General features: G+C 73.7%; 3 protein-coding genes and 1 pseudogene. All 4 read left to right on the forward strand.

Going from position 1 to position 2,741, the window contains the following annotated elements; genetic code table 11:
- Window positions 1-832 (forward strand): inositol-3-phosphate synthase (locus tag ACWEPL_RS65100; RefSeq protein ID WP_452443047.1); only part of this gene is annotated, 832 nt, incomplete at its 5' end.
- A 5-nt stretch (window positions 833-837) separates the two neighbouring features.
- Entirely contained in the window at window positions 838-1,674 is an 837-nt protein-coding gene (locus ACWEPL_RS65105) for an SCO3242 family prenyltransferase (RefSeq protein WP_452443051.1), read from the forward strand.
- Window positions 1,644-2,537 carry a sugar phosphate isomerase/epimerase family protein gene (locus ACWEPL_RS65110; protein ID WP_452443049.1) on the forward strand — a complete coding sequence of 298 codons (894 nt, stop codon included), beginning with the start codon at window positions 1,644-1,646 and terminating at the stop codon, window positions 2,535-2,537. The genes ACWEPL_RS65105 and ACWEPL_RS65110 overlap by 31 nt, the downstream gene beginning before the upstream one ends.
- Window positions 2,482-2,741: pseudogene (locus ACWEPL_RS65115) on the forward strand (hypothetical protein); the annotation flags it as partial. The gene ACWEPL_RS65110 and the pseudogene ACWEPL_RS65115, both read left to right, overlap by 56 nt.

Raw genomic sequence — 2,741 nt, forward strand, 5'->3', positions numbered from 1 at the left:
CGGCGACGGCGGGCAGGCCGCGGCCGCGGCCCGTCTGAGCGGGGACATCGCCGACTTCCGCGCCCGGCACGGGCTGGCCCGGGTGGTCGTCGTCAACGTGTCGTCGACCGAGCCTCCCGTCGGCCCGCGTCCTGAGTTCGAGAGGCTGGCCGATCTGGAGGAGCGGCTCGCCGCGGGGGACGACGTCCTGCCGCCGAGTTCGCTGTACGCCTATGCGGCGTTCCAGGCCGGGTGCGGCTACGTGGAGTTCACACCCTCCACCGGGCCCACCCTGCCGGCGCTGGCGGAACTCGCCGCCCGGCGGGGCGTGCCGTACGCGGGACGCGATGGCAAGACCGGCGAGACCCTGGTCAAGAGCGCGCTCGCGCCCATGTTCGCCGATCGGGCGTTACGGGTGCGCTCCTGGTCAGGGCTCAACCTGCTCGGCGGCGGAGACGGGGCGACGCTCGCCGATCCGGCCGCCAGGTCCAGCAAGCAGCTCTCCAAGGACCAGGTCGTCGCCGGGGTCGTGGGAGAGCCCGTCGAGGGGCGGACGCACATCGACTACGTCGCTGACCTGGGGGAATGGAAGACCGCCTGGGACCACGTGACCTTCGAGGGCTTCCTCGGCGTGCGGATGGCGTTGCAGTTCACCTGGCAGGGCTGCGATTCGGCGCTGGCGGCCCCCCTCGTCCTGGACCTGGCCCGGCTGGTCGCGCGGGCGCATGAGAAGGGACGCAGCGGGGTGCTCCCCGAGCTCGGCTACTTCTTCAAGAACCCCTTGGGCACCGGCGAACACGCCCTGGCCGCCCAGTACGCCCGCCTGCTCGCCTTCGCCGGGGAGCTGTCGTGAGGGCGATGCTGGAGCTGGTCCGCGCGCCGGCCGCGCTGTCGGTGCCCGGCGACACCATGGCGGGTGCGGTCGCCGCTGGACGTAGCCCGAACCCGGGGCTGGCCGTGGCGTCGGTGCTCATGTACTGGTCGGGAATGGCGCTCAACGATTGGGCCGACCGCGAGGCCGACGCCATCGAGCGGCCCGAGCGCCCGATCCCGTCCGGCAGGGTCCGCCCGGGCGCCGCGCTCGGGGTCGCCGCCGCCCTCACCGGTGCGGGCCTGGCCGTCGCCGCCGTCGCCGGTGGACGCCGCGGCCTCACCGTCGCCGGTCTGCTGGCCGGTGCGGTGTGGGCCTACGACCTGGGCCTCAAACGGACGGCGGCGGGCCCCGCCTCTATGGCCGCCTGCCGCGCCCTGGACGTGCTCCTGGGCGCCGGTTCGGACGGGAGAGCCGCCGTGCCGATGGCGCTGGCGGTCGGCGCGCACACGTACGGGATCAGCGTCCTGGGCCGGGCCGAGGTGGCGGGGGCGGCACCCGGGACCGCCGAGCGTGCCCTCGCCGCCACCACCGCGGCGGCCGGTCTGGCGGCCGCGGCCAGCCTGCGCAGGGGAGCCGCCGCCCGGACGGGCGCCGGTGTCCTCATCGCCGGCTATCTCGCCTCGACCCTCCCGGTCCAGGCCGGGTTACGGACCCACCCCGATCCCGAGAACGTGCGGCACGCCGTCCGGCTGAGCATCCTCGCCCTGATCCCGCTCCAGGCGGCGGCGCTCGCCGGGAACGGGCGGTTCGGGGCGGCGGGCGCGCTGCTGTGCTCGCTGCCCCTGGGCAGATGGCTCTCATCCCGGATGGCGACATCGTGAAGTGGGCCTACTGCACCAACGGTTTCGGCGACCACCGGCTCGCCGAGGCGCTCGCGATCCTGCATGACCTGGGCTACTCCGGCGCGGCGATCACGCTCGACCGCGGCCATCTCGACCCCTATGCCCCCGGCCTGGCCGCGGAGGTGTCGCGGATCGCCGGACTCCTCGAACGCCTCGGCCTCGCGGCCGTCGTCGAGACGGGCGGACGCTACACCCTGGACCCGTGGCGCAAGCATCATCCGACCCTCATCAGCGACGACGCGGGCCGGAGAGCGGAGTTCCTGACGACGGCCATGCGGGTCGCCGCCGATCTGGGCGCCCCGGTGGTCCATCTGTGGAGCGGGGTCAAACCTGACGGCATGACGGAGGAGGAGGCGTACGCACGGCTGGCCCGCCAGTGCGAACGGCTCCTCGACGAAGCGGACAGGACCGGCGTCACCCTGGGGTTCGAGCCGGAACCCGGGATGCTCGTCCGGGACCTGGACGGTTACGAGCGGCTGCGCCGGATGCTCGGTGACCATCCCCGGTTCGGTCTCACCCTCGATATCGGGCACTGCCATTGCGTGGAGCGGGAGGACCTGGAGACCTGTGTCCGGCGGGCGCTGCCGTACACCGTGCACGTGCAGATCGAGGACATGCGCCGCGAGGTTCACGAGCATCTGGAGTTCGGCGAGGGTGAGATCGACTTCGTGCCGGTGCTCGCCGCTCTGCACGGCTACTCCGGTCTGGTGGCCGTGGAGCTGGCCCGGCACAGCCACGCGGCCCCGCAGGTCGCCCGCCGCTCGATCGACTTCTTGAGGAGGGCACATGAAGGAGCCGGCACGGGAGTGGCTGGCGCAGGCCGTCCGGCAGGTCGAGGCTGACCCTTACGCGATCCACCGGCTCTTCCCGCAGGCCGAACGGCAGGGCGGCCCCACCGCCCGGAGCGCGCTGCTCAAAGCGCTGGGCGGCGACCACGCGGTGATCCGCAACCTGTACGAGCGCGGCGACAGCGGCGAGCGGCTGGCCATCCTGTCCGCGCTGCCCGAGCTCGATCTCGGCCCGGCGGCGGTCGACCTGGTGGAGGA

It is taken from the genome of Nonomuraea sp. NPDC004186 (assembly GCF_053603495.1).